24 protein-coding genes, 1 other RNA gene and 1 pseudogene are annotated in these 25,696 nt (G+C 41.2%); 16 read left to right on the top strand and 10 right to left on the bottom strand.

Translation table 11 applies throughout. From position 1 onward, the window contains the following. The first annotated feature begins 123 nt into the window (after positions 1 to 123). From AAEZ02_RS01115 to AAEZ02_RS01075, 9 genes are all read left to right on the top strand, one after another. Positions 124 to 1,203 (top strand): pilus assembly protein PilM, encoded by a 1,080-nt coding sequence (locus AAEZ02_RS01115; protein WP_124013200.1) that lies wholly within the window; start codon positions 124 to 126, stop codon positions 1,201 to 1,203. Further along, positions 1,191 to 1,775 (top strand): PilN domain-containing protein, encoded by a 585-nt coding sequence (locus AAEZ02_RS01110; protein ID WP_101033066.1) that lies wholly within the window; start codon positions 1,191 to 1,193, stop codon positions 1,773 to 1,775. Before AAEZ02_RS01115 ends, AAEZ02_RS01110 begins: the two co-directional genes overlap by 13 nt. After that, positions 1,772 to 2,389: a type IV pilus inner membrane component PilO gene (locus AAEZ02_RS01105; protein WP_101033065.1), complete on the top strand. Its 618-nt coding sequence runs from the start codon at positions 1,772 to 1,774 to the stop codon at positions 2,387 to 2,389. Before AAEZ02_RS01110 ends, AAEZ02_RS01105 begins: the two co-directional genes overlap by 4 nt. After that, on the top strand, positions 2,389 to 2,907 hold the full coding sequence (locus AAEZ02_RS01100) for a pilus assembly protein PilP (protein WP_101033064.1): 519 nt from the start codon (positions 2,389 to 2,391) through the stop codon (positions 2,905 to 2,907). Before AAEZ02_RS01105 ends, AAEZ02_RS01100 begins: the two co-directional genes overlap by 1 nt. A 21-nt stretch (positions 2,908 to 2,928) precedes the next feature. Further along, positions 2,929 to 4,977, top strand: coding sequence for a type IV pilus secretin PilQ (locus AAEZ02_RS01095; RefSeq protein WP_124013201.1), 2,049 nt, complete (start codon positions 2,929 to 2,931; stop codon positions 4,975 to 4,977). Positions 4,978 to 5,424: 447 nt separating this feature from the next. Continuing rightward, positions 5,425 to 5,940, top strand: coding sequence for a shikimate kinase AroK (aroK, locus tag AAEZ02_RS01090; protein WP_011635865.1), 516 nt, complete (start codon positions 5,425 to 5,427; stop codon positions 5,938 to 5,940). An 8-nt stretch (positions 5,941 to 5,948) separates the two neighbouring features. Continuing rightward, on the top strand, positions 5,949 to 7,025 hold the full coding sequence (aroB, locus tag AAEZ02_RS01085) for a 3-dehydroquinate synthase (protein ID WP_351077607.1): 1,077 nt from the start codon (positions 5,949 to 5,951) through the stop codon (positions 7,023 to 7,025). A 34-nt stretch (positions 7,026 to 7,059) separates the two neighbouring features. After that, positions 7,060 to 8,463 (top strand): ATP-binding protein, encoded by a 1,404-nt coding sequence (locus AAEZ02_RS01080; RefSeq protein WP_124013203.1) that lies wholly within the window; start codon positions 7,060 to 7,062, stop codon positions 8,461 to 8,463. Positions 8,464 to 8,595: 132 nt separating this feature from the next. Continuing rightward, on the top strand, positions 8,596 to 9,432 hold the full coding sequence (locus AAEZ02_RS01075; RefSeq protein WP_124013204.1) for a Dam family site-specific DNA-(adenine-N6)-methyltransferase: 837 nt from the start codon (positions 8,596 to 8,598) through the stop codon (positions 9,430 to 9,432). Between the two features lie 35 nt (positions 9,433 to 9,467). Here AAEZ02_RS01075 and AAEZ02_RS01070 read toward each other — a convergent pair whose 3' ends face one another. Together AAEZ02_RS01070 and AAEZ02_RS01065 are read right to left on the bottom strand one after the other, a co-directional pair. After that, positions 9,468 to 9,647 (bottom strand): DUF2970 domain-containing protein, encoded by a 180-nt coding sequence (locus tag AAEZ02_RS01070; RefSeq protein WP_101033059.1) that lies wholly within the window; start codon positions 9,645 to 9,647, stop codon positions 9,468 to 9,470. Continuing rightward, the gene (locus AAEZ02_RS01065) at positions 9,647 to 10,024 is read right to left on the bottom strand and encodes a hypothetical protein (protein ID WP_124013205.1); all 378 of its coding nucleotides are present in this window, start codon (positions 10,022 to 10,024) and stop codon (positions 9,647 to 9,649) included. Before AAEZ02_RS01065 ends, AAEZ02_RS01070 begins: the two co-directional genes overlap by 1 nt. A 271-nt stretch (positions 10,025 to 10,295) precedes the next feature. Here AAEZ02_RS01065 and rpe point away from each other — a divergent pair, with 271 nt between their 5' ends. From rpe to AAEZ02_RS01045, 4 genes and pseudogenes are all read left to right on the top strand, one after another. After that, on the top strand, positions 10,296 to 10,967 hold the full coding sequence (gene rpe / locus AAEZ02_RS01060; RefSeq protein ID WP_101033057.1) for a ribulose-phosphate 3-epimerase: 672 nt from the start codon (positions 10,296 to 10,298) through the stop codon (positions 10,965 to 10,967). A 30-nt stretch (positions 10,968 to 10,997) separates the two neighbouring features. Beyond that, on the top strand, positions 10,998 to 11,687 hold the full coding sequence (locus AAEZ02_RS01055) for a phosphoglycolate phosphatase (RefSeq protein WP_124013206.1): 690 nt from the start codon (positions 10,998 to 11,000) through the stop codon (positions 11,685 to 11,687). A 41-nt stretch (positions 11,688 to 11,728) separates the two neighbouring features. Then, a complete protein-coding gene (trpS, locus tag AAEZ02_RS01050; protein WP_101033055.1) occupies positions 11,729 to 12,727 on the top strand; it encodes a tryptophan--tRNA ligase in 999 nt (332 codons plus the stop codon). A 100-nt stretch (positions 12,728 to 12,827) separates the two neighbouring features. Further along, a pseudogene (locus AAEZ02_RS01045) lies at positions 12,828 to 13,058 on the top strand (DMT family transporter); the annotation flags it as partial. 37 nt (positions 13,059 to 13,095) lie between these two features. On the opposite strand, the gene AAEZ02_RS01040 reads toward AAEZ02_RS01045, so the two are convergent. The 4 genes from AAEZ02_RS01040 to AAEZ02_RS01025 form a co-directional block, all read right to left on the bottom strand. Beyond that, entirely contained in the window at positions 13,096 to 13,665 is a 570-nt protein-coding gene (locus AAEZ02_RS01040) for a BON domain-containing protein (protein ID WP_124013208.1), read from the bottom strand. Continuing rightward, the gene (locus AAEZ02_RS01035) at positions 13,662 to 14,255 is read right to left on the bottom strand and encodes a phosphoheptose isomerase (protein WP_101033053.1); all 594 of its coding nucleotides are present in this window, start codon (positions 14,253 to 14,255) and stop codon (positions 13,662 to 13,664) included. Before AAEZ02_RS01035 ends, AAEZ02_RS01040 begins: the two co-directional genes overlap by 4 nt. A 128-nt stretch (positions 14,256 to 14,383) precedes the next feature. After that, a complete protein-coding gene (locus AAEZ02_RS01030) occupies positions 14,384 to 14,710 on the bottom strand; it encodes a YraN family protein (RefSeq protein WP_101033052.1) in 327 nt (108 codons plus the stop codon). Further along, positions 14,707 to 16,530, bottom strand: coding sequence for a penicillin-binding protein activator (locus AAEZ02_RS01025; RefSeq protein ID WP_351121624.1), 1,824 nt, complete (start codon positions 16,528 to 16,530; stop codon positions 14,707 to 14,709). Before AAEZ02_RS01025 ends, AAEZ02_RS01030 begins: the two co-directional genes overlap by 4 nt. An 89-nt stretch (positions 16,531 to 16,619) precedes the next feature. Between AAEZ02_RS01025 and rsmI the strand changes: the two genes are divergently transcribed. From rsmI to AAEZ02_RS01010, 3 genes are all read left to right on the top strand, one after another. Next, the gene (rsmI, locus tag AAEZ02_RS01020; RefSeq protein ID WP_101033050.1) at positions 16,620 to 17,462 is read left to right on the top strand and encodes a 16S rRNA (cytidine(1402)-2'-O)-methyltransferase; all 843 of its coding nucleotides are present in this window, start codon (positions 16,620 to 16,622) and stop codon (positions 17,460 to 17,462) included. Positions 17,463 to 17,516: 54 nt separating this feature from the next. Continuing rightward, positions 17,517 to 17,873: RNase P RNA component class A (rnpB, locus tag AAEZ02_RS01015), an RNA gene on the top strand. 191 nt (positions 17,874 to 18,064) lie between these two features. Continuing rightward, positions 18,065 to 19,843, top strand: a complete 1,779-nt coding sequence (locus tag AAEZ02_RS01010) for a DUF3258 domain-containing protein (protein WP_351121621.1) — start codon at positions 18,065 to 18,067, stop codon at positions 19,841 to 19,843. Positions 19,844 to 20,246: 403 nt separating this feature from the next. Here the strand turns inward: AAEZ02_RS01010 and AAEZ02_RS01005 are convergent, their stop codons facing one another. The 4 genes from AAEZ02_RS01005 to AAEZ02_RS00990 all read right to left on the bottom strand — a co-directional run bounded on the left by AAEZ02_RS01005 (position 20,247) and on the right by AAEZ02_RS00990 (position 25,591). Continuing rightward, on the bottom strand, positions 20,247 to 22,850 hold the full coding sequence (locus tag AAEZ02_RS01005) for a S8 family peptidase (RefSeq protein ID WP_351121618.1): 2,604 nt from the start codon (positions 22,848 to 22,850) through the stop codon (positions 20,247 to 20,249). 13 nt (positions 22,851 to 22,863) lie between these two features. Next, positions 22,864 to 23,838, bottom strand: coding sequence for an AAA family ATPase (locus AAEZ02_RS01000; RefSeq protein ID WP_351121615.1), 975 nt, complete (start codon positions 23,836 to 23,838; stop codon positions 22,864 to 22,866). A 337-nt stretch (positions 23,839 to 24,175) separates the two neighbouring features. Beyond that, on the bottom strand, positions 24,176 to 24,625 hold the full coding sequence (locus tag AAEZ02_RS00995; protein ID WP_351121612.1) for a DUF6641 family protein: 450 nt from the start codon (positions 24,623 to 24,625) through the stop codon (positions 24,176 to 24,178). Between the two features lie 105 nt (positions 24,626 to 24,730). Then, positions 24,731 to 25,591, bottom strand: a complete 861-nt coding sequence (locus AAEZ02_RS00990) for an ATP-binding protein (RefSeq protein ID WP_351121609.1) — start codon at positions 25,589 to 25,591, stop codon at positions 24,731 to 24,733. Positions 25,592 to 25,696: the final 105 nt, after the last annotated feature.

Here is a 25,696-nt window from a genome sequence, read left to right as displayed (position 1 = left end):
AGTAAAACATGAAATAAGTAAATAGTATTTGTAAAATGTTGAAACATCTTATACAAATACTTTTAACGAGTTGATTATGTGCTAATCTCTTAGAAAATAAGAATAGAATTGTGATGACGGACTATGATTTCTAAATTGTGGAAGCGTCAAGCACCTCAAATGGTCGGGATTGATATTGGGTCTCATGAAATAAAAGCCATTTTGTTGAGCAAGACTGCCGATGGATATAAAATTCAAAACCATATGGCCGTTCCTGTTAGAAAGGGAGCGGTTGTTGATCATGATATTCGTGATTCTGAAGCGGTACTTGAATCACTGAGGCAAATCAGACGAGGTTTACCTAAATCGGTCAAATTTGCAGCAGTCGCTGTTTCAGGTTCCGCTGTTATGACTAAAGTCATCTATATGGATGCCGCGTTGAATGAAGAGGAAATGGAAGCTCAAATTGAAATTGAAGCTGACAACCTTATTCCTTATTCGCTTGATGAAGTCAGCATTGATTTTGAACGTCTTAGCCCGAATATCACCGATCCAACCAAAGTTAATGTGTTACTGAGCGCATGCCGTACAGAAAACATTGATTCACGTTTGGACGCTTTAGATTCTGTTGATCTAGTAGTCAAAGTTGTTGATGTGGAAGCTTATGCCTTAGGGCGCTCTGCAGAATTAATTTATGGTCAGTTACCTGATGGTGCTAAAGATAAATCCATCGCCATGATTGATATTGGTGCCAATATGACCACATTCTCTGTGGTTGAAAATGGTGACACTACGTTTATACGTGAGCAAGCCTTTGGCGGTGAGTTATTCACTCAATCAATTATGTCATATTATGGAATGCCTCATGACGAGGCTGAACAAGCTAAGATCTCTAGTCAATTACCGCGTAATTATATGTTCGAAGTCTTATCACCATATCAGACACAATTGTTACAGCAAATTAAACGAACGTTACAAATATACTGTACTGCCAGTGGACGTGAAAAAGTTGACTATATCGTTTTGTGTGGTGGTACCGCTAAGTTAGAAGGAATGGTTGAACTACTCGGTAACGAGTTAGGCACCCATACCATTATTGCAGATCCTTTCCAAGGTTGTTTACATGCAGATGATGTTATGAAAAGTCAGCTTCAACCTAATATAAGTAAATATATGCTGGCATGTGGTCTTGCGCTAAGGAGTTATGCTCAATGGCGAACATAAATTTATTACCTTGGCGTGAAGAAGCTAGAGAGAAGCAAAAACGCGACTTTATTGGCATTCTAGCGTTAGTTTTTTTAGTGACATCATTAGTTATATATTTATTTCTGGGTTTTCTAGAGGTTGTCACTGATGATCAACGTCAACGCAATGCATATTTAGCAGCGGAAATTAGCTTACTTGATACCCAAATTGCAGAAATTAGAAAAATTACCGAACGTAAAAAAGACATTGAACGTCGAACTGAAATAATTCTCAACTTACAACAATCGCGTAATTTACCTACTCATGTTTTAGATGAATTAGTCCGTATGGTGCCGCCTGGTATTTATCTCTCAAGTATAGAGAAAAAGGGTAGCGTGTTATTAATCGAAGGACGCAGCGAATCGAATAATAATGTCGCTAATATGATGAGAAAGGTTAAAACCTCTGGTTATCTTAACGATCCAAGTATGCAATCGATTGTGACGCAAAATGAAGAGTTAAGGCAATTACAGCGCTTTAAATTACGTGTCACTATTCGTGATGATTCACAAATAACCAATGCTGATGCGAACCAAGGAGCGAGAAAATGAATCTCGACCTAGATCAATTTAATGATATCGATTTTGAAAATATCGGTGGTTGGCCCAAGCTGGTAAAAGTTGTATTTGCTGTGTTTTTGTCTGTGTGTGTTATCGGTGCCAGTTATTATTTGTTTATTTCAGACTCGATTGATGTGATAAAAGTCGAACAGCAGAAAGAAATCCAACTACGTGAAGATTTTGAAACTAAATATCGTTTAGCTGCTAATCTAAAACTGTATCGAGAACAACTAGATATAATGGAAGTGCAGTTTGCCGAGTTGCTTAAAATGCTGCCTTCTGAAAATGAAATGCCAGGTTTATTAGATGATTTAACGTTTGTTGCCACTGACGCGGGCCTTAGAATTAACAGTCTAGATTGGGATGATGAAATCGAACGTGATTTTTATATTGAATTTCCAATAAAGATGTCAGTAGTCGGTGATTATCATCAGATGGGTAATATGGTCAGTGGTGTTGCAAAATTACCTCGAATTGTCAGTCTGCATGACTTTATAATAAAGCAGAATGATGCCGGTGGATTATCTATGGATATTCTCGCCAAAACCTATCGCTTTAAAGAAGGGGCTGAATTATCGCAACAGGCCAATAAGGAGCAGAAATAATGAAGTTTTTGCTTTTATTGTTATCAATGGTGTTTTTATTGAGTGGTTGTATCGGTGATCGCAGCGATTTAGAGTTATTTGTTACTACTACAAAGGCGCAACACGTTGCACGTATACCGCCATTGAAGCAAACACCGAAGTTTGAACATTTTGCTTATCAAGCTGAATTGATGCGCAGTCCGTTTGTTCCACCGTCGAGGGAATTGACTGAAGAGGTGATTGATACATCTAAAGATTGTTTACAGCCAGACTTAAAGCGTCGCAAAGGTCGTTTAGAAACCTATGCATTAGACATTTTAAGAATGCGTGGAACATTGAGTGAAGAGAGTACTATTTGGGCTTTAATAGAATCTAGTGATGGCAATGTTTATCGTATGGGTGTAGGTGAATATTTAGGGCTTTATCATGGACGAATTGCTAAAGTAACGACGCAATTTATCGAAATTATAGAATTAATCCCTGATGGTTCAGGTTGCTGGACTGAAAGAACCAGCAATTTAGAATTATCAGGAAAATAACGTGCGAAGGATGAGTGAATAATGGAATCTTCTGCCGCGATGAAAAAAGCAATAACAAAGTTATTATTTTTTAGAGCGCTCTTAGGCGCAGTTTTATTAATGGGTCTAGTACCCAATGCGATAGCTGCTAATCGTCTTATGGACGTCAAATATCATTCAATGGTTGATCACCAATTAGAATTAGAGTTGATTTTTGAATCATCAATAGTGTCACCGTCTGTTGATTTATCGGCAGACCCGGCAGAAATTATGTTGATGTTCTCTGACACTATTTCTAATTTAAATAAAAACAAAATTCCGGTAAATGCTGTTGGTGTAAAAGAAGTAAATACACAACAACAAGGTGGCAATTTACAAATCATTGTCGCCATGAATAAAGTGAAGCCATATCAAGGTAAAATTGTTGATAATAGTTATCGATTAACCATAAATGATGATGTTTCCGGTCCAGTAGAAGCAAACAATCCATTTGTTAATGCTATTAGCAGTATTGATTTTCGCCGCAATAAAACCGGTGGTGGAGAAATATTATTTAATCTTAGCAATCGTTCTGTCGCGGCGAATGTAGAGCAAGTCGGTTCAAAGCTTGAAATAAAACTCTATAACACCGATATTGGCAATGATTTACTTTACGTCATGGATGTTCAAGACTTTGCCACACCAGTGAATAGTTTTGAAACATTTAAAGATGATTTGACCACCCGTATCTTGGTCGATGTTGACGGTAACTATGACTATAACTATCGCCAAGACGGCAATGTATTTAAAGTTAGCGTAGACAAAGTCGAACGAGTCTCTGTTGCTAAAGAGGCTAAAAAATATAATGGTCGTTCATTGTCACTAAACTTCCAAAACATAGCGGTTCGTACCGTGTTGCAAATTATTGCTGATTATAACAACTTTAACCTTGTGACAAGCGATACGGTTGAAGGTGATATTACCTTGCGTTTAGACGATGTGCCTTGGGATCAAGCATTAGACCTTATTTTACAAACTAAAGGTCTAGATAAACGCATTGAAGGCAATATTTTAATGGTGGCACCGAGTGAAGAGCTTGCCATTCGTGAAAGTAATGACTTGAAAAACCGACAAGAAGTCAAAGAATTAGCACCGCTATATTCTGAATTCTTACAAATAAACTACGCCAAAGCTGTTGATATATCGGAGTTACTTAAAACCACCGATTCAACCTTATTATCATCTCGAGGCAGTGTTGCCGTAGATGAACGTACAAATACGCTATTGGTAAAAGATACGGCTGAGATTTTAGAAAACGTACACCGCTTGATTGAAGTATTAGATATCCCCATTAAACAAGTGCTAATTGAAGCACGTATGGTGACAGTTAAAGATGATGTGTCTGAAGATCTAGGTATTCGCTGGGGCATAACAGATCAGCAGGGTTCTAAAGGCACTTCTGGTACTATTGGAGGTGCAACCAGTATTGCCAATGGTATTATTCCAAGCATTGATGATCGCCTTAACGTGAATCTACCGGCTGCGGCAAGTTCGGCTACTAGTATTGCTTTTCATGTGGCTAAATTGGCTGACGGTACCGTACTCGATTTAGAGTTAAGTGCATTAGAACAAGAAAACAAAGGTGAAATTATTGCCAGCCCACGTATTACCACTTCTAACCAGAAGTCGGCATACATTGAGCAGGGTGTTGAAATTCCCTATGTTGAGTCTGCATCAAGTGGTGCAACAACCGTGACCTTTAAGAAGGCCGTGCTATCGCTTCGTGTTACACCGCAAATCACCCCAGATGACCGGGTGATCCTAGATCTTGAAATTACCCAAGATTCTCAAGGAACAACGGTTGCTACAGCAACGGGTGAAGCGGTTGCGATTGATACTCAGCGTATTGGTACTCAGGTACTGGTCGATAATGGTGAGACTATCGTATTAGGTGGTATTTATCAGCAAAACTTGATTAGCCGTGTGAGTAAGGTTCCTGTGTTGGGTGATATACCGCTAGTGGGGTTCTTATTTAGAAATTCAACCGACACAAATGAGCGCCAAGAGCTGTTAATTTTTGTAACCCCTAAGATTGTTGCTGACAAACGCTAGTTTCTTTCGCCAATAACAACACTAAAAAGCCAGCTATTTAACCGCTGGCTTTTTTATGGCGGTTATTTTTGCGGCGATAATGATCAAACTCGTTAAATATATCATCACTACACGTCACTCCAGTTTGTCAAATTAGCATTTTAAGTGGCAATAATGGCGACCTCATTAAAGTATGATAGTATATGCCTCAATTAGATTGTGTCGTGCCAATCCATGTATAATCTTTGCATTAACAAACATTTAATCGCAAATATTATATTTTTTTTTGGATTTTTAGTATCAGTGACATAATAAAATCATGATAAATAGCTGTGATGACTTGCAAGCGGTAGCCCTTAACTGAGATAATCCTTCGTCAAGTCTCAATAGAGCAAGGTTAAATTATAGGTCGGCTTGAAGTTTAAGTCGATAAGGCATTCTTCCATATAAGATTCAGACGTATACGCAATGGCTGAAAAACGCAATATTTTTCTGGTAGGCCCTATGGGCGCAGGTAAAAGCACAATTGGTCGCCATCTGGCGCAAATGCTGCATTTAGATTTCCACGATTCAGATCACGAGATTGAACAACGTACCGGTGCAGATATTGCCTGGGTGTTTGATGTTGAAGGTGAGGAGGGTTTCCGTCGTCGTGAAGCTCAAGTCATTGGTGATCTTTCAGAAAGGCAAGGTATCGTTCTCGCGACAGGTGGTGGTTCTGTTCAGAGTAAAGATATCCGCAATTATCTTTCTGCTCGAGGTATAGTGGTTTACTTAGAAACAACAATCGACAAGCAAGTTGCGCGTACTCAGCGTGATAAGCGTCGCCCGTTGTTACAAGTAGATGATCCACGTGAAGTGCTCGAAAGCTTAGCGGAAATTCGTAATCCTTTATATGAGGAAATTGCGGATGTTATCGTTAAAACTGATGAGCAAAGCGCGAAGATCGTCGCAAACCAAATTATCGAGCAACTCGGCTTTTAGGTAACAACATGCAACAGATCCAGGTTCAATTAGGTGATAGAAGTTACCCCATTTATATTGGCCAGGATTTGATGAATGATAGCGAGCTATTTGCTCGCTACCTAACAAACAAAAAAGCCTTAATTGTTTCAAATGACACCATTGCTCCGTTGTATCTTCAACAGATACAACAAGCGATGAGCGCTTGCGCGCGTATTGAAACTGTTATTTTGCCTGATGGCGAAAAATTTAAAGATTTACAGCATCTAGATTATATTTTTACTGGATTACTTGAGCATAACTTTGCCCGAGATTCAGTATTAGTTGCGCTAGGTGGTGGTGTTGTTGGTGATATGACTGGTTTCGCGGCAGCGTGTTATCAGCGTGGTATTGATTTTATTCAAGTGCCGACAACATTATTGTCCCAAGTTGATTCCTCTGTCGGTGGTAAAACGGCAGTAAATCATCCACTTGGGAAAAATATGATTGGCGCATTTTATCAACCCAAATCTGTGATTATCGATACGCTTTGCTTACAGACATTACCCGCAAATGAGTTTGCCGCAGGTATGGCTGAAGTGATTAAGTACGGTATTATTTGGGATGCGGACTTTTTTCAATGGCTTGAAGCTAATGTCGATGCATTAAAATCGCTCCAGACTGATGCGTTAAACTATGCCATTGCAAAATGTTGCCAGATTAAAGCTGATGTTGTCGCGCAAGATGAAACTGAACAAGGTGTTAGAGCATTATTAAACCTTGGGCATACCTTTGGGCATGCTATCGAAGCTGAAATGGGCTACGGTGTCTGGTTACATGGCGAAGCAGTAGCTGCTGGTACCGTTCTTGCTGCACAAACAGCCTGTAAACTTAATCTATTAGATGATCAAAGTGTTGAGCGTATTCGTCAGTTGATGCAAGCGTTTGATTTACCTATAACGGCTCCCGAGTCGATGGGTTTTGAGCATTTTATTAAGCATATGCGCCGTGATAAAAAAGTCTTAGGTGGTAAAATTCGTTTAGTATTACCTACGGGTATAGGCCAAGCTGATCTCTTTAGTGAAGTAGGTGAAGACTTACTGAAACAGGTTATTAGCTGCTTATAACTATGCTACATATTCATTATAGTGTGGTGAATCATTGACGACTCCAGGACTATTGTTACTCCCCACTCAAGAAGCGCTAGTTCAGCGTTTGCAGCATATTGCTAGTTATGGTGAACAGTTGTTGGTTATTTGCGGTGACAAGGGGTCGGGTAAATCTACACTGACAGCCGCATTAGCAAGTGAACTGGACGACTATAATTGCGCATTAATCATTTGTCCTCAACACGCAGATAGCGCTGAAATTCGTCGAAAAATTCTGGTCCAATTAATCTCCGCCCCTATTTTTGATGATGAACGTCCTTTAATGGACACTGTGCTTAGGATCCAATCTAGTCTAACAAAGCCGCTGCACATCATTATTGATGATGCCGATTTATTGCCTAAAGATATTTGGGCTGAATGCATTTTGCTGAGTCAAATCCATTGTGCAGGAAAACCTGTTGCAGTAACCGTGACCGTCACGCCCAGTTTTTGGTATACCTTAGTCGCTGAGTTAACTGATGATATACGCGCTAGATTGCTACCCGTCACTATTGAACCTTTATCGGTGCCCGAGCGCGATGGCCTTTATCAGAGTTTATTGCTCCGCAGCGAGCAAGCGCCGTTTATTCCACGTGAAATTATTCATAAACAACTAGAGAAACAGCAGGGTACGCCAGCTGAAGTTGTTCAATTATTAGCGTTAGCATTAGAAGAACCACAAACAGAGAAACCCTCTTGGTCTCTGTCAGTTAAGCTGTTTGTAATTTTGGCTGTTATCTCGGTTTTTGTTGCCATTGGGGCAGCGGTTAATAGTCAATTACCTGTGCCGATTTCAACATCATTAGCACCAACATTGACAGCAGAGCAATCAATCGTACGTGTAAAAGCACAGCAATATGTCGCTCATTTTGCCGACACGACACTGAGTGCTTATTTTGCCAAAAGGCAATTGGCACTCACTAAGTCTACTGCAAATAAACAAGCTCTCGTGTTATTTGACAAGCAAATGGCTGCAGATACCTCGCTGGGTGAGCGTAATATCTCTGACGTTAACGACAACACCGCTCCAGACAATCACAGTGATGTAACGGTGAGTTCATCAATAAAGGGATTATCTTTTCAAGGTAAATTGCCAAAAGCACAGATCCAAGCAGTCGTTCAGCCCAGTGATATTGTTGAGAATGATAATAACCCAAATTTGAAAGTACAAGGTTTCACTTTGCAGCTAGCAAGTGTTAATGACAAAGCATCACTCGCGCCTATTTTAGCTAAAATGGCACAAGAGCCACAGGTTTACGTTATGAGTTACCAGCAACGCTATGTTTTATTATTAGGTGATTTCGATACCGTAACGGTTGCAAACTTAAAAGCTAAAAGTCTTCAGACACAATATTCATTAGCTGCTCCATGGGTTAGAAAGTGGGCAGATTTGAGTGATTATAAGCGACAAGATTAACCGCGTCATATTCAGTTATAGCTAATTAAATAATATGAAAAAACAACATAATTAATCTACTTTATCCGATGATAATTGTCGCTAAACAGCGTACACTTATCAGCTTTAATTTTGCTGGTATAATTCCTATTCATGATAAAAAAGCATAGAGCCTTTCTAAAATGGGCAGGTGGTAAATACAAGCTCGTTGATGAGCTAGCAAAACACCTTCCTACAGGAAACCGACTTATTGAGCCTTTCGTTGGGGCGGGATCGGTATTTCTCAATACTCAGTTTGATGACTACTTGTTGTGTGACATTAATCAAGACTTAATCAATCTATACCAAATTGTTCAGCAACAGCCTGATGCCTACATTCAAGCGGCAAAAGCTATGTTTGTCGATGAGATGAATGATAAAGATGCCTACTACCGTATTCGTGCTGAATTTAATCTCTGCAGTGACCCTTTTATTCGGTCGGTATATTTTCTGTACATGAATCGTCATGGTTTTAATGGTTTATGTCGATATAACCGCAAAGGTGGTTTTAACGTGCCGTTTGGTTCGTACAAAAAACCATACTTTCCAGAAGCTGAAATTCGTTATTTCTCATTAAAAGCGCAACAAGCGACGTTTAAATGTATCAGTTATGAACAAGCCTTTTATATGGCGAATTGCGGAGATGTCATTTATTGTGATCCGCCTTATGCACCATTATCGACAACCGCCAGTTTTACCACCTATGTAGGTCCGGGGTTTAGTCTAGACGATCAAGCATTACTTGCCCGTCATTCTCGGCTCATTGCCCATGAACGCAATATTCCGGTATTGATCAGTAACCATGATATTCCGTTAACACGAGAGTTGTATCGTGGCGCATCTTGTTCAACCATTTCGGTGCAACGTAACATTAGCCCAAAAGGCAGTTCACGCAAGAAAGTTGACGAAATTATGGCGTTATACGATCATCATTATCGTGAAGAAGAGTAGTACTACTGGGATGAGAATATAACAACCGCAGGTGGTTAACTTAATACCTGATTCACGATCAGCATTAATGAAATAACCAAGGCTATAGCTAAGATAATTCCCATGATGATAAAGGGTAACGGGGATTGATTTTTGAAGTCTTTTTGGCGGTTCTGCTCTGTCTGAACGCCAAAAAAGGCCGCTACAGTGCTACTAAAAACTCGCCAAAGTGACATTAGCGCGATATCTGAGTTGGGCTGCCTGAGGTAGGCATATCATTTAAAGGCTTATCTTTGTGGCCGTGGATCAATTCAAGTAAATCAATAAAGTGAAATTGGCTCGAGCGGCTATTACCCGTTACCCAATTACCCCAACTGACATCATCTGATTGCTCAGCACAACGATTTGTAGGGTGACTACTTGGCAAACTAGTATTGTAGCTTGTGGTGCTATCGCATACGCAGGCTTTACTATTAGCAGAATTAGCTTCGGTGGTGAGTAAAATTTGGCTTAACAATAATGCCAACCCCGACGTTGCAAACACAGCAAAAACAGATGCTGGCAATAATTTGCCATCACGCCCTGAAAGCTTGCGTAGTAAGTGCTTAACCATAAAAGGTGTCCTATCCGTGGTATAAACTCGATTGATGCTACAACAGTTGTTAAATCTACTATTAGATCCCTAAGATAACAACATTTTTCATTATAGCAAAGTCGCTTAGTTATTGAACAGTGGTTTCTATTTAAAGAATAGCAAATCCGCCTTATGGTCTAGTTTTTGACTAAATTCTATATTAGATAGTGGTTATTTCCCTTTTGTGACTAGAGGCTTGCGGCCGCAAAGGGTAAAATGTCATCACTTTGATCTGCCAATAGAGAAGATTATGCGCCCATTTTTAATTGCACCATCGATTTTGTCCGCCGATTTTTCCCGTTTAGGTGACGATGTTAAAGCCGTATTAGATGCAGGTTCAGACGTTGTTCACTTCGACGTAATGGATAATCACTATGTTCCTAATCTAACCATCGGCCCAATGGTATGTACGGCGTTACGTAAATACGGTATTACTGCTGATATTGATGTGCATTTAATGGTAAAACCCGTTGATCGTATTATTCCTGATTTTGCTGCCGCCGGCGCTTCAATTATCACTTTTCATCCAGAAGCATCTGAACATATAGATCGCACCCTACAGCTGATTAAAGAATCTGGTTGTAAGGCCGGATTAGTCTTTAATCCTGGCACTCCACTGCATTATTTAGATCATGTTATGGATAAGCTCGATGTCATTTTATTGATGTCGGTTAACCCTGGTTTTGGTGGTCAGTCATTTATTCCCCATACCTTAGATAAACTTCGTCAAGTTCGGGCGCGCATTGATGCCAGTGGTTTTGATATTCGCTTACAAGTGGATGGTGGCGTAAAGGTCGATAATATTGCTGAAATTGCTGCCGCGGGTGCAGATATGTTTGTAGCCGGTTCGGCCATTTTCAATCAACCAGATTATAAAGTGGTTGTTGATCAAATGCGTGCTGAACTCGCTTCGGTATCATAATTTATTTTTAAAGACTTAATGGGACTTTACATGATGCAATGGTCAAAAATTCGCGCAATTGCTTTTGATTTAGATGGTACATTAATTGATAGCGTACCTGACTTAGCCGCAGCAACCAATGCGACTTTAGCGCAAAGCCAATATCCGCCAGTGACAGAAGCACTTGTGCGCAGTTGGGTCGGTAATGGTGCTCAAGTGTTAATGCAACGCGCGTTAAGTTATGTGTCTGCGATGCCGGAGGATGCCCCAGCACTACAGGCATTACTTGAGCAAACCATGCCTCAATTTATGTATCATTATGGCGAGCATTTACAGAAGCATAGCCTTTTGTATCCTGGTGTATTAGCCACATTACAAAAGTTAAAACAAGCCGGTTTCAAACTTGCTATCGTCACCAATAAACCTCACGGTTTTACGGTGTCATTATTAACCGCTTTTGGTCTCGATGGCTTGTTTTGTGAAGTACTCGGTGGTGATTCATTGGCAAAAATGAAACCAGATCCAATGCCGTTGCAACATCTGCTTAAGCTATGGCAGTTAGATGAATCACATTTACTGATGGTAGGTGATTCAAAGAATGATATTTTAGCGGCTAAAGCTGCCAACGTTATGTCTATTGGCTTGACCTATGGCTACAACTACGGCGAAGATATTAGCCTAAGCAATCCCCATGCGGTATGCGAAAATTTTGCTGATATAGAGCAATACTTACTTTCATAATAATGTGAAATTTAAAAAGATAATCTGGAGCAATAAAACACATGACCAAACCCATAGTATTCAGCGGTGCACAGCCATCAGGCGAATTAACCATAGGTAATTATATGGGCGCACTTCGTCAATGGGTTGCCATGCAAGAGAGTCATGATTGCCTATATTGTGTTGTTGATTTACATGCCATTACGGTTCGCCAAGATCCTAAAGCATTGCGAGAAGCCTGCTTGGACACGTTAGCACTGTATCTTGCTTGTGGTGTTGACCCTAAAAAAAGCACTGTGTTTATTCAATCGCAAGTACCGCAGCATACTCAGCTCAGTTGGGCACTAAATTGTTACACCCAAATGGGTGAGTTAAACCGCATGACCCAGTTTAAAGATAAGTCGTTAAAGCATGCCAATAACATTAACGTTGGGCTTTATGATTATCCGGTATTAATGGCGGCGGACATTTTACTTTATCAAGCCAATGAAATCCCTGTTGGTCAAGATCAGAAACAACACTTAGAACTGACACGTGATATTGCCACTCGTTTTAATAATGCTTATGGCGACACTTTTACCATCCCAGAACCGTTCATTCCTGAACATGGTGCTAAGGTGATGTCGTTGCAAGAGCCGCTTAAAAAGATGTCTAAATCGGATGATAATCGTAATAACGTGATCGGTTTGCTTGAAGATCCTAAAGTGATTTTAAAGAAAATAAAAAAAGCCATGACCGACAGCGAAGAGCCGCCAGTAGTGCGTTTTGACCTGGAGCAAAAGCCAGGGGTGTCTAATCTGCTCAGTTTAATGTCAGGTTGCACGGGTCAGTCAATTGCGTCTTTAGAAGCTGAGTTTGAAGGCAAAATGTATGGTCATTTGAAAGTGGCTACAGGCGAAGCTGTTGTTGGTATGCTTGAGCCATTGCAAGCGCGCTTTAAAGAGTATCGTGCTGACGAGGCATTCTTACACCAGGTCATGGCTGAAGGCGCAGAGAAAGCCCAAGCGCGTGCTGCAGTGACCCTTAAGAATGTGTATGAAAAAATTGGGCTTATTGTCTAAGTCATCAGCCAATTTTACCTTTAAGCCAGCAATTTGCTGGCTTATTTTTTGTTTGTTTTTTTGCTTATTGATCCCATCTCTTAACCTGAAAAATAATGCCTATCAGTGGTTTTGTGCTTTGGCCTATCGCCAAGCACAAGCCAGTCAAATCGTGGTGGCGGAATATACCGGATTATTGTTTTGTGTTTTTTTCGGCTGGTTGTTTTTTGATGAATGGCTCGATGGGTTAAGTTGGGTAGGGGCTGGTTTTATTGTATTGCCGTCGCTGATTATCCCTTGGATACAAGCGAAAAGAGGCCAAAAAAAATTCATCGAGCAAAATGCAGGATGAATTTTTTAATCGCTATAAGCCACAATGTACCGCAGGATTAAGATTTGGTGTATTCAAAAACCTTAATCACTTTACGCACACCAGCAGTATTCCGAGCGATTTCAACGGCTAAGTCAGCTTGCTTGCGGTCAATTAACCCAAGTAAAAAGACTTCGCCGTTTTCGGTAATCACTTTTACTCGAGTAATGTCGAGTGACTTTTCATTTAACATGCGGCCTTTCACTTTGGTGGTCACCCAAGTGTCGTTGCTGCGAGTGGTAAACGATGTTGGCGTACCAATACGAATTTGGTTATGTATTTTTCCGCCAATTTGTAACTCTTGCACCACTTTAATAGCTTTATCGCGCAGCATTGAGTTAGGTGCTTGGCCTATCATCAACACATTGTTGTTCATCACAATCGCCGCGATATTGGTTTGATTATTAAGGTCATCATGTTTTGATAATGCGCTAGCAATAACAAAGTCAGCATTAGTATCGCTAATTTGAGTGCTCATGCTGCGCTCATCATTTGCCATCTTGGCACCACTAACGGCGCCAACCATGACCGCACCAGCACAACCCTGCAGCATTGCCAAGACTGAGATGATGAGTATGGCTCTTATCATGCTTGTTCATCCTGTGGGAACAAGGTGCGATCGATGTTATCGCATAAGCAGTGAATAACCAGTAAATGAACTTCCTGAATACGTGCGGTGACGTTTGATGGTACCCGGATTTCTACATCACCCACACTCATCAAGCCAGCCATTGCGCCGCCGTCTTTACCGGTTAGCGCTACAATAGTCATGTCGCGGCTTAACGCTGCTTCCATGGCTTTAATAATGTTACCCGAGTTACCACTGGTCGAAATGGCTAATAAAATATCGCCTGGCTGACCCAGTGCAAAAATTTGCTTCGAGAAAATTTCATCGTAGCTATAATCGTTGGCGATAGCCGTAATCGTTGACGTGTCACAGCTTAATGCAATTGCAGGTAGCGGTGGACGTTCAATTTCATAACGGTTTAATAACTCAGCAGAGAAGTGTTGAGCATCACCAGCACTGCCGCCATTACCGCATGACAGAATTTTATTACCGCCAAGTAAACATTGCACCATCATCTCTGCAGCTTTTTCAATAGGCTCAGGTAATGCTTCTGCAGCATCAATTTTAGTCTGAATCGATTCGGTGAAACTATCTTTAATACGTTCTAACATGCAACAATCCTTACGCTAAATTATGTCTACGTATGTCTCTGATTGGCTTTTTATCGTCGCTCATCAGTTAGACTCGGTAATTTGACTATATGATGCCATAAATCAAGGTTATGGTAATCAGTTGTCGCTTAAAAACAGCCTTGTAGCCAGTTTATTTCATCAATATTCATCGCAATCACATCAAAGCGACAAGGTGGATTCAATTTTTGGCGTTGTAAATAATGATCAGCAGCTAATCTTATCCGGGTGATCTGTTTGCTTGTTAAGGCATTTAAGGCTCCACCAAACTGGTTTGACGCCCTAAATTTTACTTCAACAAACACCCATACATCCTGTTGGCGCATAATCAAATCTATTTCACCAAATGGGTAACGCACATTAGCCTCTACAAACGTCAGACCTTGTTGTTCAAGGTAAGTTCGCGCATGTTGTTCAGCTAATTGTCCGCGGTTCATAGTGGTGTTAATTGTCCTTGGGTATATTGTCCCCAAGACAATTGACGATCAATCACCCCATTAGGATCCACCGATAACGCACCGCTGCGGCCCATAAATTGATATCCTGGGAAAGCGCGCATTTGGGCTAAACGGTTGATCAATTCAAGTGCATCAAAACCCATAACATACAAACGTTTTTGGCTGTTATTCCAACCACTCCATAGCGCTGACACCATTTGCGTTTCGCTACTAGATTGCATTAACCATGGTACATCACTAATCATCAAGTTATTGAGTTCTTGAGCCGACTGCGCCGACTCGTTTTCAAGGCGGCTACGACTAGTGGTATACAAGGCTACGGGTTCAGAGAACACACTAAAGTTAACATCTAAAAAGGGTTTGAGCAGGGCTAAATCTTGTGAACCCGAAATCATGTATATCGCATCAGTATCTTGGCGAGAACGAAAATCTGATTCTACGCTACTGCCCAATAAATTACGCATTCTGCTAATTCGCGCTTGGCTATCTGTAACGCCTAGTGCTTGTTGAACTGTTACCTTCATTTGGTCGCCAGCATCATAATAATACACTTCGGCATCATTACTGGTTAAGGTTAACCAAGTTTGCTTAAAACTGTCAGCCATACGCTTGCCAATGGCATCATTACTTACCAGTAGTAGCGGCAGCTTTACCCCATCACTATAGAGTTTCTGTGCCGCATCACTGGCTTCTTGCGCTGGTGACAATGAAAAATAAAATAAATTTGCCTGTGGCGTAAATGTATCAGTTTGGTTCAAATACAATTGAGGCACAGTGCTTTGTTGTTTGTCGTTAATTTTTTGTAATTCTTCAACTTCATTGGGTAATAACGGCCCAATGATAAACTCTGCACCTTTGGCGACAGCTTGTTGGTAAGCCGCCGTGACGCCTTGCTGAGTATCATAAAAGTTAAGCGACACATTGGTATCAAAATCAGATAAATAGCTAGATAATAATCCTTGGCGAATTGGTTCGGCAATCGCAGCGCGCGGACCCGTTAACGGTAATAAGACGGCAATATTTTGTGGTCTAAAGGGTTTGGCATTCAGTGCTTTTTCTAAATTAGCGGGTAACTTCACCGCTCCCGGGTGATAAGGGTTATTGCGTTGCCACTCACCTAAATAACGCACCAGCTGTGTTGGCTCAACGGCATAACGCTTGGCAATATAGGTTAGTTGCAACCAACCTGCAAAAATCGGATTAGATTGATCACGCATAAACGACTGCACAGTTTCTTCATGCAAAGGCTGTAGCAGTTTCCAAATGACATCATTAACGGCGGCCGTTTCGGATTTTGGTAAGTAATTACTTAATAAGCTGAGTTGCTTTACCTGATCGATGGGCTGCTGAGTATGCTTATACAACTTGGCTTTATATTGGTGATAACTTGCCATTTGCCAGCGTGGTAGCTGCCAATGCGGCGGATACTGTAAAATATCTAATGCGGCTTGGCTGCTATTGGTTTTTTCAACAATGCGGGCGCGCAAGTAAATATGCTCAGCGAGAAGCGAAGGTACCTTCACCATTGGCTTTTGCATTGACGTTAAAACATTGGTGGCAGCATTAAAATTACCATCATTTATATAAGCGTGAGCCGCCAGTAATAAATAACGATCACGCTTTTCTGGTAAACTGCTATTGGTAGCATTAACTAAATAAATTTTAGCCGGATGCTCCGCGGCAACGAGTGATGCGTTTACGTCAACATTATCTTGCTGTTTTTTGGCGGCACAACCTACTACCAATACAGAGAAAATCAACGCACACACGAATTTTGTAGTATTCAGTCTTTTTAACACTTGGCTTCACTCTGGTAAGATGCTGGCACTAGTTTAACCTGCTCTTACGCTTGGCGAAAGTATCAGGTAGATTCATTATCGAGGTAATTATGGACCAAATGGTCGCGCTGTATATTGTTCCCACCCCTATTGGTAATTTTGGCGACATCAGCGCTCGTGCATTAGAGGTGCTGCAACAGGTAGATTTAATCGCCTGTGAAGACACTCGCCACAGCGGAAAGCTGCTGAGTCACTTTGGTATTGAAACCCGTAAAACGGCACTACATGATCACAATGAACGTGACCGAGTGCAATGGATAGTTGAACAATTAGATGCGGGCAAGTCAATAGCACTCATTTCTGACGCTGGCACACCGCTCATTTCAGACCCCGGCTACCATTTGGTTAATTATGTCCGCAAAGCGGGCCACCGAGTGGTGCCTTTACCGGGTGCTTGTGCCGCGATTACGGCCTTGAGTGCATCGGGATTACCGTCGGATCGATTCAGTTTTGAGGGGTTCTTACCGTCAAAAGAAAAAGCCCGTATCGATAAACTTGAATTTCTTAAAGAAGATCCTCGTACACTCATATTTTACGAATCTCCTCATCGTATTCTGTATAGCCTTGCCGCGATTATTGAAGTGTTAGGCGCCGATAGACAAATCGTGATGGCGCGTGAAGTCACTAAAATTTTCGAAACCTTTTTATCTGGCACCGCTGCTGAAGTTTTGGCGATAGTTGAAGCCGATAAAAATCAACAGAAAGGCGAAATTGTCATCATGTGTCACGGCTTCTCATTATCTGATGAAGAAGGTGTTCCAGCGGTCGCGGTCACTACGTTAAAGCTACTCTGTGAAGAATTACCGCTTAAAAAGGCCGCGGCTATTGCGGCACAAATACACGGTTTAAAGAAAAACGCTTTGTATAAATACGGTTTAGAGCTCGATTTATAAAAAGTCCGTTGCTTATGCATTGGTTTGTTGCGCTGCTTAAGCTATAATCCGCGCCGAGTTGGCCAGACAGTTGCCGCGTACGCAAGTACGGGGAGGAAAGTCCGGGCTTCAAAGAGCAGGGTACCAGGTAACGCCTGGGCGGTGTGAACCGACGACAAGTGCAGCAGAGAGGAGACCGCCATTTATTGGCTTCGGCTAAAAATGGTAAGGGTGAAAGGGTGCGGTAAGAGCGCACCGTGCGACTAGCAATAGTTCGTAGCAAGGTAAACTCTACCCGAAGCAAGACCAAATAGGGTCCCGTATGGCGCTGCTCGCGTTGGGACCGGGTAGGTCGCTTGAGCCTGTGAGTGATTGCAGGCCTAGATGAATAACTGTCCACGACAAGACCCGGCTTATCGGCCAACTCTTTGGATGAAGACAACTGCTTGTTCTGCAAGCAGTTGTCTGATTTCTTATCTCAAACTATCCCCCCTGTTACACGGTGTGTTACACCACTTGTTACACGCTTTTCCATTTATAAGTCCAAATCTTACTTACTATCTCAGACATATATTTATTCCAATTCGACTTCATAATCTGATTCAGATCGTGAGGTGCTTGTCATGAAAGCCGTTTATGGGTTTAACCAGCTCTATCTGCGCAACAAGACTTATTACTTCCGCTTTATCTTGCGAAGACATCGAGTGAAGTACCAATTTTCCCTGAGTTTGCAATCTACAGACTTTAGTGAAGCCATTGTTTCATGGAAGAAAATAAGTATAGAAGCCGCTAAGTTGAAAACACTTGTACTGGCTTTCAAAAAGCATGAAACTGAAGATATTGCCCGCTTAGTAAATGGATTTAAAGTTAGAATGCAAAAACAGCTTGAAATGCACCACATTGATTCTATAGTTTCTGAACTTGAGCAGTCTTACAGTATTAATGCCCATCAGCTAAAAGTACTCGGCAGCAATTGCCCTTTGTCTTTTCCGACCAGCTTTCACAATGCATATATTTATTTAGCTGATGAAGATTGTGGAACGGGGATGACAATGGGTCAGAAATTAACTGAATTGTTTGAGGCTTTATCTGATTCTAGTCGTTCTGCTTTTTTACAGTTTTTAGCCAGCATTTTGATACGGTTTACTTGTGCTGAACAGGAAGTAAATGATGATGCCCTGGTATCGGTAGCTAGGGCGGCGTTAGCAAAGAATAAGCTTATTACTAATGAGCATTCATTCGAATTTCAAGTGTTACTAAGTAAACTCCACTCATCATTTCAGATCCGAAACTCACTGATTGAAACCGTAGCGGATGAAGATGCAGTGCAAGAGCGAAAGTTGACCCAGTTTATTCATACGGCCAAACCAGAAGTCGCTGCACCAAGTCTGCCGATCAATAGCAATTCCCCACTTTTTTCTGAAGTTTATGCTGAATTTTTAGATCATAAAATTAAGAAAGTAAAACTGGACGTTAAGATTCAGAAAGATTACGCCAGAAAATATTTGGTGTGGCAAGTGTTAGTCGAAGACAAGCCTATAGACCTATACACTCCAAAGGATATTGGCCGATTTATTGATCGTTGCTTCGAATTGCCCAAAATGAATATCGTCCCATACAGCAAGATGTCTTGGTCTGAGCGCTTAGAAGTTGATGTACCTGAAGATGACTTAGCATCAACTAAATCAGTGCAGCACTATTATAAGTGGTTACAGGGCATTTTTGCCTACGCTAAGCGTGACACCAATGGCTATATCAATGCTTCTCCTTGCTCAATTAAGCGCGAGTTTAAGTCTAGAACTCGTGGCGTGTTTGATGATGCAGAGCTGCAAGGATTCCTAAAAGCGGCTGATGGCGAGAAGCAGCCATGGCGTAAGTGGATTGTTTATCTAGGGATATATACAGGTGCTAGGCGTGGAGAGTTAGTCCAGCTCCGCAAAGGGGATGTGAAGTTCGATAGCGCGTCTAACCGTCATTATCTACTTATCACTGACGTGCATGAAAGCCAAAAGCTCAAGACAGAGAATGCCAAGCGCAAAATACCGCTGCACATGGATCTCATTAACGCAGGCTTCATTAAGTATGTAGAATCCTGTCAGGAGCGAGTGTTCGAGGCGATCAATAATCGTGAAGTAGTGACTGCATGGTTTGCGAGGCAATTGCATAACCTAGAGATCGACTCAACTAATGAGTTAGGTCATATTCGATCGTTCCATAGTTTTCGCCACACCTTCATTAGTAAGCTTACTAATGAAGGTGTGCAATTAACTCTTTTACAGCAAGTTGTCGGTCACGAACTCAGCTCGTCTGGCATTACTGGTAACTACATGCATAAATCAAATGAGCTTAAGCATGTGCTGCCTGTGGTGGATAAGCTGCGTATACATGTAGGATCAGAGTGACTAAATGTCCAAGTGAAGTGGAATTGGTAGACACGTCGGATTCAAAATCCGATTCCGAAAGGAGTGACGGTTCAAGTCCGTCTTCAGGTACCAAACTTTAAAACCTTGCTAACGCAGGGTTTTTTTGTATCTGGCGTATAGTAAACCTTTCAAAACTCCCTTTTCTACATATTTTTATCTTTGCTTTTAGTGTGCTCTTGGTAGGCCTCCAATATCTCTGATACACAAAACCGTACAGAGTTAAAATATGAGCTGTCTATACCAACTAGTAGATAACTAGCAGCCTAACTGTTTTATGATTAGGACAAGATTAATACATTAAGATCAGTCAAGTAGTAATTGTTTGTATGTCACTCCCGCTAATATGAAGGCCCAAAAGTGTTAATCAGGCCTTCTGTAAATATTAAGTTGACACTTGGGTTCTTGTTCGCGAACGATTTTGCTCTCTAATTTGTTCTTCAATTGCTTGCTGTATCTCTTGATATAGCTGGATATTTACACCATCAGCAACTTCTAAAGTAATGGCTAGGCCATATTTAACTGGTTCAATAATCTTAGAAGCATTATTTTTACAGTTAACTTTAATTTCCAATATTCTGTCTTCGGTAAGTACGGCTAGATCTTCACCTTCAAATATTTCGTGCTGCAATGTTCCTCGCCTCACCTGCATCCAATCCAAAGAAGTAGGATTTCGAGACGTGAGGCTTTTATTTTCACCTTCAACAGTAAACCAAAGAGCACTATCTCTATATTTCATATGTTTATGGCAGGGCGTTGAGAACCACGACAATGAAACGGTTAACCGTCGCCACACATCTGTACCACCCAAACCTTCAGGAATTGGCAGCTTGAATACATGGGCTTCATCGTTACTCAGGCCACCATAGCCAAGAATTGTCGCTCGTGTATCTAAGCAATACTTAGCTCTATCTACATCTGGTTTCCCATAACCAATATTTCGAGTGATAATATTTTTTAATGTTTTCGAATCTGTATTACCAATATATGAAGACATATGGTCATACATTTGGCCCCATGATGCTCCATGAGTAATCAATGACTTCAATAATTGAGGTGAAAATTGATCAAATTGACCCATTTGGTTATTTGTATTAAAGAGTTCTTCAATTATATCGCAAAGCTCGGCACACCCACGAGTCGCCAGTGCCGTAGAATTACTAGTTCCTCGAATATGGACCCTACGATTAATATCCCCTGAGCTATGAGGCACTGCAACCAATTGTCCTGGAGCAGCATAGTTAGTTACAGGCCTTATCTCGGGTGAAGTTATCGGCTCATTATAAAACATTCTACCGCCAGGTAAGACTATGTCAGGCTTAACTGCTCTAGCGTAGCCATTACCATGTGCAGAATATGAAGCAGGCATTTCTTTATCATATAGGTCGTAAAAACCACTACGTAAGGTAGGGGAAGAGCTGTCCGCATGTGTTGAGCCAACTGTTAGTGCATTTACACTTTCAGCTGGTGATAATAACTTTCGTTGCCAACTGGTACTTTGGATCGAATTAAAAAACTCAGAGCTTTTTTGACATTCCGGGAGTTGTTGAAACTCACGAGCTGTGTGAGGTGTTGTGACCGAATTCGAGTGGTTACCTGCACTAACTATAAATAAAACGTTGTACTTAGCACTTAACCAATCAAGTAATCTAGCAAAAGCACTCATTTGTCCACTAAAGTGAATGTTTGGGTCACCAATAGACAGGTTGATAACTTTAACCGTTGGAGCTACAGGTTGCTCTTCACCATCACTTTCAAATATACGTCTAACTGCACGATGTACAATATCAAGTGGTAGTTCATTATCTGGTAAGCACTCAACTTGGTTCATAGTGTGCATATCAGGTTTCATAATTGGCCCAACGTACAGAGGGGATAATAGTCGACTTGCTCCTTCATTAAGATCGCCATTTATGATCAATGAAGCCATGGCGGTTCCATGGATACGCTTTTCAGCTGAATAATTAGTTTCAAAATTATCGGGGTCATCAATAATTAACCCACCTTGAAGATCTACATGGTTTGCGAGTGGTAATCCATCAAGTAATGCTACACGGGGAGGCTTATTGAAAGCTTCTGGTAAATTAACGACGAAATCTTCTACTTGGCAATCTGGATCAGGGGAAGTATCCCAGAGAGGTCCCGTTGTCATCTGCCCCAGCGGTCTAAATAACATGACCTGATCACATCGAATTAAAGATATATCATCTTCATTTAAAATATGGCTTATTTGATTTGCGGGTAACTCTAAGAGAAGAGATTGGTAGTTTATATCAGGCAAGCAACATGAACTAATAACTTGGCCTCCTAACTCTCTAGTTAGCTCAGTTATTTTCGTATGTGCACTGCTTCTTTTTGTTTCATTGGCTCTAAACCATAACTCTGCTTCAAAACGGACAGGAGAATTTGGGTCGTAATCAAGTTTTTCTTGCCAATATTGAAGTACGCCGGTATTCCGTAGCCTATCTTGAGTATCCCAATATCTGATATCTTTTAATAAATCGAACAAATCTCTGAACTTTGTCCATCCGCGAACAAAATTCATACTTGGATCTACACCGTAAGCTTTCCAAAGAGATAATAGCTCATCAATAGCTCTTCGATCCGATAGCAACAGCATTACTTGACCATTTAGCAGTTTGTCATGCTCTTCTTCACTACTATAAAAATCTTCATTAGGTGCAATATCTCGCAGCTCATGTTCACCGAGCCACTCTAAGCCATTTATTTTTGCCGCAGCTTTAAAAAAATCAGGAACACTGCCATATGTTTCAATTACCACCGTATATTCAGGATCTACACCCGATATGTCTGTGAGGAATTCAATTCGACGATTTTCAAGTGCAGCTTCAAGTCGTGAAAATTTGGGACCAAGCCTTTCTGCTTGTCTTGTGACTGAGGGGTAATGTGGTTTCCCCCCACCTCCAGAACGTTTTGATGGACTTGTTGTGTCTGGCGTAGGAAATAGAAGTAAGGGGCGGCGACTCATGAGAAAATCCTTTTTACATAGAGGAGAAAGTCCTTTCAGACCATGTCTTTAGAGTCGATGATATTATACTTCTTATATCTGCACTAGGTTGACTTAGAACATATTTTCGTAACACCACTCTTCCAAACTCTTCAATTTCAGAGAAATTTGAACCATAAAGCTTTTTAGCAAGCGTCTCGTTAGCGTAACTTAGTTCGATATTATGCATGGTTTCGAAATTTTTGAACCATTTTTGAATTTGTATTCTTGTTGGTAAAGGCAGCTGCAGTCTCAATTGAAAGCGACGCCATACTGCTTTATCCAACAACTCAGAATGGTTAGTTGCTGCAATCACTATGACATGACTTGGTAAAGAATCGATTTGCATCAATAAAGAACTAACTACACGCTTAATCTCACCAGTTTCATGAGTATCACCACGCTCTTTACCTAAAGTTTCAAACTCATCAAATAGAAGAACACATCTTCTAGTTGATGCATATTCGATAACGTTTTTGAGTCTTGATGCTGTTTCTCCTAGATAAGAACCAATGACACCTTCATAGCGTACAACTAAGAGAGGAACCATCATTTGTTCTGCTACAGCTTCAGCTAAAGATGTTTTACCATTTCCAGGGGGGCCAATAAGAAGAACTCTGTTTCTTGGTTCTAGACTGTAAGAACGTAATAGGTCGACACGAGATTGTTCTTCTATCAGTTCTTTTAATGATTCTTCCACAGATTTTGGGAGGATTAGATCTGAAAACTTTAGTTGTGGAGTAACCTCATTAATTAAAGATGAAATTCTAGTATCTTTTGAAGTCGGGTTGTTAATTACTGAGTTGGATGTACTTAGTTTTAAAAGCTCTTGTTCTAGTTTGTCGGCAATAATATGATGATTTTTTTGTCTTTCATCTGCAACAAGTGACTCTACAACCCTCTTGAATTGTACTTTATCACCTATCGCTCCTGCTCTAACTAAGCTAATTAATTTATCTGATCTAGCCATACCTGTTCACCCTATACAATTTTATTACACACACTAAAACTCAGCATCTTGCTGATTCTATTTTGGCGTTGCTAACTGTGCATGTAGTGCATTGTGAACCTCTTTTCTTCCCGAATGACTCAGTTTAGGGGGGAGCCTATAAAAATATTCCTAGAATATTACCACATTAAAACGAAAAATCGCTATGTATCTGTGTGTCAAAATTCATAATTATGTAATCTTAGGTTACTGCTATCTCTCTGTTTTAGCTTGATAGCTATGTTCATCACTTATGTTATTGGGGGGAAGGCCTGGCAATCGCCAGGCATCTTGACTTGAGGTTATTTAATAAAAATTATTAGAGCTTTGCATTCTTTTCTATTTTTCCTTTTGGCTTATCCCCTTTGGTGAGTAGTGGGTCTAGTTCGCCAGCCACTACCGCCTCGATGATGGTGTCGATGGTGCTCACTAAGGCCTCCTCTTCGCCGACATCAATGGCGTGCATCCCTTTTTGCAGCTCCAATGGTTTGTTACCACTACGCACCTCTAGGTAGTAACGGTTGTTGCGTTTGTAGAACCAAGGGCTGACTTTCTTCGGCACCTGTACCTTTTCCTTCTCGCCAGTCTCTTCATCTTTGACCCACTTTTCACGGTAGAAGGTGTGGGTTTCGTTCTCGACTAGTGCAGTGGCCAATATCTTCTGCTGGCCGAGCTTGTTGAGTAGTTTTTCTCTACGTAGAATGAGTGGGTTGCTGCTGCCGTCGGCTGGGCGAACGGTGACCTTGAGTGAACTCAATAATGTTGTCATGGTGGTTACCTTTAGTGGTTGGTGGTGGGTGTTAATGAATGGCCTAGCCCTGAATTGGGTTAGACATGATGGTATTGAATCGGGTGTTACTTACTGTGGTTGTGACTACTTGAATCCGATGGCTCTGTTGCCGGGTTTACTATTGTTCTCGGTGGTAAGAATTGCTAAGCATTCCTCTGTGGTGAGCTTTAGGTCATGAAGTTTCTGGCGGCGCTTTAATATTGAAAAGTCGCCGGGGGTCAACAGTTTAAGTGAGTCTAGCGAGTCTAGTGTTTGAGTCGACAGCGTATGGCTAGCTGTAACGTCTTGGAAGAGACCCTGAGCTTGTTTCTCTTCTAGATAATTAAATGATAACTTGAAATCAAATCGACGCATCACAGCTCTGTCTAGACGTTCTGAGTAATTAGTAGCAGCGAAGAATGGCTGATTGAAACACTCCATCTGAGTCAGCAGTTCATTCACTTGCTGTATCTCCCAGCTTGCGTTTAAGCCGCCTCGGTCTAGGAGTAGGCTGTCCACCTCATCAAAGAACAAGATGCTGTTGTTATCGTTGGCCTCTTGAAAAATCCGAGCTATATTTTTCTCACTTTCGCCTACGTACTTACCCAGTACATCGGAACATCTGATAGTCACCAGTTCCCGGTTACAGGTGCTAGCCAAGTACTCCACAACTGCCGTCTTTCCAGTGCCAGGAGGGCCCAATAGCAGAGTGCGGATATCACATGTTTTACCTAAGGATTGTTCTAACTGGGTAATCGTTTGGTTGCCCCCTTTGATATTGAGGTACTCGGTAGAGAAGGGTAACTGTGGCTTATAACCCTGAGAGTGAGTGCTATGGCCGCAAGCCGTGAAGCTACTCTTTATCATGGTTTCAATATTATGCTCGGCAGCCTTGCCTGTAAGCATGGTGTTATGAGTGACGAAAGCCGCGTTAGTAATGTGAGCTGGTGTTAGCTCTGGTTGCATAGCCAGTTGGCGTTTAAATACCTTGGATTGTAATGGTCAAGTATTTCTGGAGAGATTTTAAGCCGCTTTTTTTAACTCATTATATTTCTGATGTGGCGTCTTATA

This window comes from Shewanella sp. T24-MNA-CIBAN-0130 (genome assembly GCF_040310185.1).
Classification (GTDB): Bacteria; Pseudomonadota; Gammaproteobacteria; order Enterobacterales; family Shewanellaceae; genus Shewanella; species Shewanella psychromarinicola.
This window is presented reverse-complemented; position numbering and strand designations above follow the sequence as displayed.

What these genes read in the sequence shown, in the direction of transcription:
- rpe (WP_101033057.1), top strand. Translation starts at nt 10,296, where the DNA reads ATGCGCCCATTTTTAATTGCACCATCGATTTTGTCCGCCGATTTTTCC.
- AAEZ02_RS01070 (WP_101033059.1), bottom strand. Translation starts at nt 9,647, where the DNA reads ATGTCACTTTGGCGAGTTTTTAGTAGCACTGTAGCGGCCTTTTTTGGC.
- AAEZ02_RS01010 (WP_351121621.1), top strand. Translation starts at nt 18,065, where the DNA reads ATGAAAGCCGTTTATGGGTTTAACCAGCTCTATCTGCGCAACAAGACT.
- AAEZ02_RS01035 (WP_101033053.1), bottom strand. Translation starts at nt 14,255, where the DNA reads ATGTTAGAACGTATTAAAGATAGTTTCACCGAATCGATTCAGACTAAA.
- AAEZ02_RS01005 (WP_351121618.1), bottom strand. Translation starts at nt 22,850, where the DNA reads ATGAGTCGCCGCCCCTTACTTCTATTTCCTACGCCAGACACAACAAGT.
- AAEZ02_RS01100 (WP_101033064.1), top strand. Translation starts at nt 2,389, where the DNA reads ATGAAGTTTTTGCTTTTATTGTTATCAATGGTGTTTTTATTGAGTGGT.
- aroB (WP_351077607.1), top strand. Translation starts at nt 5,949, where the DNA reads ATGCAACAGATCCAGGTTCAATTAGGTGATAGAAGTTACCCCATTTAT.
- AAEZ02_RS00995 (WP_351121612.1), bottom strand. Translation starts at nt 24,625, where the DNA reads ATGACAACATTATTGAGTTCACTCAAGGTCACCGTTCGCCCAGCCGAC.
- AAEZ02_RS01030 (WP_101033052.1), bottom strand. Translation starts at nt 14,710, where the DNA reads ATGAACCGCGGACAATTAGCTGAACAACATGCGCGAACTTACCTTGAA.
- AAEZ02_RS01105 (WP_101033065.1), top strand. Translation starts at nt 1,772, where the DNA reads ATGAATCTCGACCTAGATCAATTTAATGATATCGATTTTGAAAATATC.
- AAEZ02_RS01110 (WP_101033066.1), top strand. Translation starts at nt 1,191, where the DNA reads ATGGCGAACATAAATTTATTACCTTGGCGTGAAGAAGCTAGAGAGAAG.
- AAEZ02_RS01115 (WP_124013200.1), top strand. Translation starts at nt 124, where the DNA reads ATGATTTCTAAATTGTGGAAGCGTCAAGCACCTCAAATGGTCGGGATT.
- trpS (WP_101033055.1), top strand. Translation starts at nt 11,729, where the DNA reads ATGACCAAACCCATAGTATTCAGCGGTGCACAGCCATCAGGCGAATTA.
- AAEZ02_RS00990 (WP_351121609.1), bottom strand. Translation starts at nt 25,591, where the DNA reads ATGCAACCAGAGCTAACACCAGCTCACATTACTAACGCGGCTTTCGTC.
- aroK (WP_011635865.1), top strand. Translation starts at nt 5,425, where the DNA reads ATGGCTGAAAAACGCAATATTTTTCTGGTAGGCCCTATGGGCGCAGGT.
- AAEZ02_RS01075 (WP_124013204.1), top strand. Translation starts at nt 8,596, where the DNA reads ATGATAAAAAAGCATAGAGCCTTTCTAAAATGGGCAGGTGGTAAATAC.
- AAEZ02_RS01065 (WP_124013205.1), bottom strand. Translation starts at nt 10,024, where the DNA reads ATGGTTAAGCACTTACTACGCAAGCTTTCAGGGCGTGATGGCAAATTA.
- AAEZ02_RS01055 (WP_124013206.1), top strand. Translation starts at nt 10,998, where the DNA reads ATGATGCAATGGTCAAAAATTCGCGCAATTGCTTTTGATTTAGATGGT.
- rsmI (WP_101033050.1), top strand. Translation starts at nt 16,620, where the DNA reads ATGGACCAAATGGTCGCGCTGTATATTGTTCCCACCCCTATTGGTAAT.
- AAEZ02_RS01040 (WP_124013208.1), bottom strand. Translation starts at nt 13,665, where the DNA reads ATGATAAGAGCCATACTCATCATCTCAGTCTTGGCAATGCTGCAGGGT.
- AAEZ02_RS01000 (WP_351121615.1), bottom strand. Translation starts at nt 23,838, where the DNA reads ATGGCTAGATCAGATAAATTAATTAGCTTAGTTAGAGCAGGAGCGATA.
- AAEZ02_RS01095 (WP_124013201.1), top strand. Translation starts at nt 2,929, where the DNA reads ATGGAATCTTCTGCCGCGATGAAAAAAGCAATAACAAAGTTATTATTT.